The organism is Actinocorallia libanotica (assembly GCF_039525175.1).
Classification (GTDB): domain Bacteria; phylum Actinomycetota; class Actinomycetes; order Streptosporangiales; family Streptosporangiaceae; genus Actinocorallia; species Actinocorallia libanotica.
In genome coordinates this window covers 1-6,477 of record NZ_BAAAHH010000087.1, presented here as the reverse complement: position 1 = coordinate 6,477, position 6,477 = coordinate 1, and the positions used below count along the sequence as shown (strand labels likewise).

The following is a 6,477-nucleotide window of genomic DNA, read 5'->3' as shown; positions in this document are numbered from 1 at the left end:
GGGGGGCGGCGGGGGGGCGCCGTCCGGTGCGGCTGCCGGGGCGGCTGCGGCGGCAGGCGGCGGCCGGGAGGCAGCGGAGCGCGCACGGGAGCGGGCGGCTCGGGCACTTCGGCCGACAAGGCCGGGACGGACGGCGCGGCGGGCGCGGGACGCGCGGGACGCCGGACGGGCGCGCGGCGGGTGACCCGCTCGTAGCGGGGGAAGAGCAGGACGGCGTAGAACGCCAGGAAGACGCCGGCCAGTTCCACCGCGAGCCACAGCGGCTCAGACGGCCAGGGCTCACCGAAGAGCAGCGCCGCGCCGCACACCAGCTGGATCTTGCCGACGATGTTCATCACCGCGCAGACCGGGATCATGCGGCGCTCCTGCAGTCCGATGTGCAGCAGCCCCAGGCCGAGCGCCCCGGCCACCAGGAACAGCACCGGGTAGGGCGTGAGCAGCAGCTCGCGCGGCGCCTCGGTGACGTAGGGGATCATCGCCACGCCCATCGTCTCGGCGGTGCCCAGCAGCACGCCCGCCCCGATCCCGTACGCGACGCCCGTCAGCCTCCTGGCGTGCCGGCCCTCCACCTTGCGCTCCCTGACGCAGAACAACCAGATGGGGAAGAGGAGCGAGGGGGTCACCGCCGCGGCGAGCATCCAGGGCGAGGGGTCGGGCAGCCCGGCCCCGCTGCGCGGAGGGAGGTCGCCGTACCCGTAGAGGGTGGGTACCGCGACCATGGCGAGGGCCGCGGTCAGCAGCCCCAGCGCCAGGCTCTCCCGGCGGTTCAGCCGCTCCTTGAAGCCGGTCCTGCCCACCGCGAGCAGCAGGAGCAGGCCGAAGAGGTAGGTCGCCAGCATGATCGAGACGGGTGCGGTGTTCACCGCGGCCGCGGCGACGACGGTGCCGCTCAGCACGGTCAGCAGGCCGACCAGCCACGGGCCGCTGGTCATCAGCCGCCCGGCGGTGTGGAAGGGCCGGCGGGGGGTGAGCGGGGGCAGCGACGTGCCGGTCGCCTTGAAGATCGTGAAACCGGTGAGGTAGACGAGATGGGCGGCGCACGCCAGGAGCACGGGCTGCATGGTTCCTCCGGGGTGGGTCGAAGGGAACCACATCGTTACATGGAGGACATGTCCCATAGCAGGCAGCGACGCCATGGTCTTTCCGGCGGTTTTTGTGCCCTCCGCTCAAGAACCGGGGGTGACCGTCTCCCGGGTCGGGAGCGGAGGGCGCCTCCGCGGTCAGCCCAGGCCGAGCCGTTCGGCGAGCAGCGCGCGGTGCCTGCGCCGCGGGCCCAGCAGCAGCTCGCTGCTCTTGGCGCGCTTGTAGGAGAAGTGCGCGTCGTGCTCCCAGGTGAAGCCGATCCCGCCGTGCAGGAGCAGGTGCTCCTTGGCCACCCGGAAATAGGCGGGGCCGGTGTAGGCCTGGGCGAGCGCGGCGGCCACCGGCAGCTCCTCCGGCGCCTCGTCGGCCGCCCACGCGGCGTGCCTGGCCACCGATTCGGCCTGCTCCAGGAGGCAGTGCAGGTCGGCGAGCCGGTGCTTCACCCCCTGGAAGGAGCCAACGAACCGGCCGAACTGGACGCGCAGTTTCGTGTACTCGACGATCGTGTCCAGGCAGCGGCGCAGCCCGCCCAGCTGCTCGGAGGCGAGCACCGCGCCCGCGACGTCGAGGGTGCGGGCGAGCGCCTGCGAGGCGTCCGCCGGGCCCACCAGACGTGCCGGAGTGGCGGAGAACTCCACCGTCGCCTGGGGACGGGTCAGGTCCAGGACCTCCAGCGGCGTGCGCTGGACGGCCTCGCCCCGGACCGCGAACACGGCGGGCTTGCCGTCCAGGCTCGCCACGACCAGGAGAAGGTCGGCGTCCGCACCGTGGAGGACGCGCTCGGCACGTCCTTCGAGGGTGTGGTCGGCGGAGGCCGTGACGCCTTCGGCGAAGGCGAGGGTGGCGACAGTCGTGCCCGCCGCGATGCCCGGAAGGTATTCGCGCTTGGCGGCCTCGTCGTCCAGCGCGAGCAGCGCCTCCGCGGCCAGGACGGACGACGCGAAGTACGGCACGGGGGTGAGCGCGGCGCCCAGTTCCTCCAGGACGACGGCGACCTCGGCCCGTCCGGCGCCCGCTCCCCCGTACTCCTCGGGGATGGCCAGACCGGTGACGCCCAGCTCTCCGGCGAGCCGCTCCCACGTCTTGCGGTCGTAGGACTCCTCGCCTTCGGCGACCTCGCGGACCCGTGCGGTCGGCGCGGCGGCGGCGAGGAAGGACCGGACGGCGCCGGCCAGCTCCTGCTGCTCGGTGGTAAGGATCAGTCTCACGCGCCCGCCTCCTTCTTCTGCGTGCCGACCTTGAGTTCACGGAAGGGGACGTCGCGGTCGACCTGCGGTTCGCGGGGCAGTCCCAGGACCCGCTCGCCGATCGCGTTACGGACGATCTCGTTGGTACCGCCGCCGAGCGCCATGCCCGGCGCCCAGGCCAGGGCCGCGGCGTAACGCGCCAGCTCGTCGTCCTCGGAGTGGGCGGCGACGCCCTCGCCGAAGATCTCGGCGGCCGCCTCGGCGCTGTCGAGGGTCAGTTCGGCCAGCAGAAGCTTGGTGACAGAGCCGCGCGAACCCGGATTGACGCCGGCCTTGACCTCCTGGGCGAGGCGCGCGTTGAAGAGTTCCAGCGCGCGTTCCTGGATATAGAGGTCGACCAGCTTCTCGCGGACGGCCGGATCCTCGGTGAGGCCGCGCTTCTGCGCGCGGGCCGCGATGCTCTTGTACGACGTGGGGCGGTCGGGCGCGGCGCTGCCCATGCCGATCGACAGGCGCTCGTGCAGGAGAGTCGTGATGGCGGCGTTCCAGCCGTTGTTGACGCCGCCGACGACCTGGTCCTGCGGGATGTGCACGTCGTCGAAGAAGACCTCGTTGAAGTGCGCGATCCCCGTCATGTCACGCAGCGGGCGGACCGTCACGCCCGGGGCGTGCATGTCGACGACGAACATGGTGATGCCCTTGTGCTTGGGCAGGTCCACGTCGGTGCGGGCGATGATGAGGCCGTAGTCGGCGTGCTGGGCGACGGTCGTCCACACCTTCTGCCCGTTGAGGACCCAGGAGTCGCCGTCGAGGACCGCGCGGGTCTGCAGGGAGGCGATGTCCGAGCCCGCGCCGGGCTCGGAGAACAGCTGGCACCAGATCTCCTCGCCGCGCAGCAGCGGCTTGATGTAGCGCTTCTTCTGCTCCTCGGTGCCCAGTGACAGCAGCGTCGGTCCGCACATGCCGAGGCCGATGCCGAACACCCCCGTCGGCAGGGCCTTCCCGCGTGCGGCCTGCTGGAAGGCGCGCTCCTCCGCGGTGCTCAGCCCCTGTCCCCCGTACTCGGCGGGCCAGGAGATCCCGGAGTACCCCGCGTCGTAGAGCACGGCCATGAACGAGCGGGACACGTCGGTGCCGGTGTTCTCGGGGATGGGCGTCTCCGCCAACCATGCTTTCGCCTGTTCGGCGTACGTCTCGATATCAGCCATCCGGGCTCCTCAACCGAATCGGATTCGGTTTCTTATTCAACCCCAACGGCCCCGGTTCCTCCAGACCCCCGCGGGATTCACTTGGCGCTTCGGTAAGCGAGCGCGAAGGACACCGCCGCACCGAGCGCGCCCAGGCAGCGGAGGTGGTTGAACGCCGTCCAACGCGACAGGTACGTCGTCCAGAAGTCGGCGGAGGCGGGAGCGGCGGCGTCCAGCGCTTCGAGCTGGTTGTTGTAGGGAACGTGGTAGACGACCGTCAGGACGACGGGAATGAGGTAGAGGCCGGCCCCGACGACGGCGTAGACGGCGCCCAAGGCCGACATGTCACGCAGCCCTATGACGCCCACGATGACGCCCGTCACCGCCGTACCGAACAAGGCGAGCATGAAGAGCGGGTTGGGTGCGGCACGGTTGATCGCCTGCATGGCGGCGGCACCTTGCGCCGCCGGAATGTCTCCCAGCCCCCGCATGACGAACGTGGAGAAGGCGAAGAAGACTCCCCCGCTCACTCCGGCGCCGATCGCGGAGACGAGCAGCAGCGTACGGTTCAAGGGGTTCTCCTCAGGACTCGGTGTTCAACACCTTCATCCCATCGCACGGAGATCGCCCCTTCCATGCCCGAAAAGCGCATACGCATACGCATCCGTCCCGCGCTACCTTCGTGCCATGGACGCTCTCGCCGCCCTCCTGGACGGACCCCGCGCCCGCGGCGCCTTCCTCCTGCGCTCCGTCATGAACCCGCCGTGGTCCATGCGCATCCAGGACCGCGCCCCGCTGACGCTCGCGGTCGTCGCCCGCGGCCACGCCTGGATCGTTCCTGAGACCGGCCCCCCGGTGCTGGTGAAGCCCGGCGAGGTCGCCCTGGCCCGCGGCCCCCGCCCCTACACCGTCGCCGACTCCCCCGACACCCCGCCGCAGATCCTCATCAACCCCGGCCAGATCTGCACCTCCCTGGACGGCGACGACCTGGTGGAGTCGATGGCGCAGGGCGTCCGCACCTGGGGCAACGCCCCCGACGGCCAGACCGTCATGCTCACCGGCACCTACGAGACCGCCACAGAGACCGCCCAGGACCTCCTGAACGCCCTGCCCCCGCTGCTGCACCTGCCGTCCGACCCGGCCCGCGCCCCGCTGGTCTCCCTGCTGGCCGAGGAGATGACCCGCGACTCCCCCGGCCAGGCCGCCGTCCTCGACCGCCTCCTGGACCTGCTGACCATCACGCTCCTGCGCACCTGGCTCACCCGCCCCGAAGCGCACCCGCCCGCCTGGTACCAGGCCCAGTCAGACCCCCTGATCGGCCAGGTCCTGCGCCTGCTCCACCACAACCCGTCCCACCCCTGGACCCTGGACCTGCTGGCCCGCAGACTCGGCGTCTCCCGCTCGACCCTCGCCCGCCACTTCACGGCCCTCGTCGGCGAGCCCCCCATGGCCCACCTCACCCGCTGGCGCCTCAGCCTCGCCGCCGACCTCCTCCAGGACCCGTCCCTCACCCTGGAGACCATCGCCCAACGCGTCGGCTACGCCACCCCCTACGCCCTGAGCACCGCCTTCAAACGCACCCGCGGCCTCACCCCGGCCCAACACCGCGCCCGCCTGACCCCCGTTTCGCGCACAACCCCCGAAACCCTGTACGCTACCGTCGGGACGTAACGCCCCACGCGGATGTAGCTCAATGGTAGAGCCCTAGTCTTCCAAACTAGCTACGCGGGTTCGATTCCCGTCATCCGCTCCACGTTTCCGCAGGTCAGAGCCGTGATCCACTCGAGTGGATCACGGCTCAAGATCTTTTGTCACCCAAATGTCACTGGGAATCGTCGCTACGCGCTGGCAGCTCGCATGCGAACCCGGTCTTGACCGGCATCGCCTGGCACCCCTGTTTACTCCGTCGACGCCCCACGACCCGCTCAAATCACTATGACGAACGCAGGGCCTTGGCCTACGTCCATCATCACAGTGGGCCTCAGGATCTCTCCAGAGGTGAAGACGTGTTGGATGCGCCGGAGACGGCAGTGGGATTGCCACCAAAGCTCACCCGTCAGCGTAATGCGGTGCTGCATCCCCGCGACGCCGCCGATGCCTACGCGCATCCCCGCCCGGAGCCAGCTCGGCTGGCACGCCTACGCACATTACAGCCGGTCGCGTACAAGTACACGGGTGCTACGTCGTAGTGCCGCAACGGCGTCTGGCCGACCGGCGCTGGCGGCCCGAGTTGCACGCCATGGTGCTGGGCGCCACGGTCACCAACTATGGCCTCAACGACGTGGCGTTGATGGGAATCAGCGCCGCCCGGCAACACGGACCGCTGCCACGGGCAGTCGTCTTCGTCAAGCGGCACATGGAGCGACTCGAGGTGGAGAGATTCGACAATGACCTCGTCACCAGCTGGGTCACCGAGATGGAACAGACCCTTCTCGATGCGGCCGATCGATCGGCGTTCGGAGGACTGACCGAAGACTCAGCCCGCGAGATCGTCCGGACCCTGGCGCTACGGGCCGGCTGGGACCGCGCCTCCGAACTCTCCCGCGAACAACACAAACACGCGACCACCGCACCGCCCTCGAACTCAGCGAACAGGACCCGGGTACTCGACCTCGATGAACTCGCCGAGGCCACCGACACGTTCGACGCGGACGACGCTCAAGTGCAACGCGACCACCCCATCGACCATCGGTCGCTTCGATCACCCGCCATGCACCCCAGCAGGCCCGCACCTCAGCCCTTCCCCCTGTTCCCTTCCGAACTCGGGACTGAGACCGCATCGGACGTGCTGAACGTGGGCTTCAGGAGTCGGTCCATACCTACAACACCTCTCAATTGGCCAAACACGCCGGTGCCAATCGATACTACGTGGTATCTGAAACGTTCTACGTTAATAAATGGACGTACAAGCTTGATCGATGTAGCCTTATTGATGTTCTGAACATTGAAGCGCCCCGAAGGTTCCGGACAGTGGTCCCACTACAATGGGATTGTCCGGAAGGTGTTTAATTTTGGCTCGA

The 6,477-nt window shown here is 69.5% G+C and carries 6 protein-coding genes and 1 tRNA gene; 3 read left to right on the top strand and 4 right to left on the bottom strand.

The features are described 5' to 3' along the window. The 4 genes from ABD140_RS39540 to ABD140_RS39525 form a co-directional block, all read right to left on the bottom strand. The coding region (locus ABD140_RS39540) for a hypothetical protein (protein WP_344248145.1) at positions 1-1,061 on the bottom strand (1,061 nt) is incomplete at its 3' end. Between the two features lie 159 nt (positions 1,062-1,220). Then, positions 1,221-2,291, bottom strand: coding sequence for an acyl-CoA dehydrogenase family protein (locus ABD140_RS39535; RefSeq protein ID WP_344248143.1), 1,071 nt, complete (start codon positions 2,289-2,291; stop codon positions 1,221-1,223). Then, complete coding sequence (locus ABD140_RS39530; protein ID WP_344248141.1) at positions 2,288-3,478, bottom strand: acyl-CoA dehydrogenase family protein; 1,191 nt, start codon at positions 3,476-3,478, stop codon at positions 2,288-2,290. The genes ABD140_RS39535 and ABD140_RS39530 overlap by 4 nt, the downstream gene beginning before the upstream one ends. A 77-nt stretch (positions 3,479-3,555) precedes the next feature. After that, positions 3,556-4,029, bottom strand: coding sequence for an anthrone oxygenase family protein (locus tag ABD140_RS39525; RefSeq protein WP_344248139.1), 474 nt, complete (start codon positions 4,027-4,029; stop codon positions 3,556-3,558). A 115-nt stretch (positions 4,030-4,144) separates the two neighbouring features. Between ABD140_RS39525 and ABD140_RS39520 the strand changes: the two genes are divergently transcribed. The 3 genes from ABD140_RS39520 (at position 4,145) to ABD140_RS39510 (ending at position 6,398) form a co-directional block, all read left to right on the top strand. Further along, positions 4,145-5,128: an AraC family transcriptional regulator gene (locus ABD140_RS39520; RefSeq protein ID WP_344248137.1), complete on the top strand. Its 984-nt coding sequence runs from the start codon at positions 4,145-4,147 to the stop codon at positions 5,126-5,128. 8 nt (positions 5,129-5,136) lie between these two features. Next, a tRNA-Gly gene (locus ABD140_RS39515) sits at positions 5,137-5,210 on the top strand. 435 nt (positions 5,211-5,645) lie between these two features. Beyond that, positions 5,646-6,398, top strand: a complete 753-nt coding sequence (locus ABD140_RS39510) for a hypothetical protein (protein WP_344248135.1) — start codon at positions 5,646-5,648, stop codon at positions 6,396-6,398. The last annotated feature ends 79 nt before the right edge of the window (positions 6,399-6,477 follow it).

Excerpts from the sequence above, each read along its gene's own strand:
- ABD140_RS39530 (WP_344248141.1), bottom strand. The coding sequence starts at position 3,478 with ATGGCTGATATCGAGACGTACGCCGAACAGGCGAAAGCATGGTTGGCG.
- ABD140_RS39520 (WP_344248137.1), top strand. The coding sequence starts at position 4,145 with ATGGACGCTCTCGCCGCCCTCCTGGACGGACCCCGCGCCCGCGGCGCC.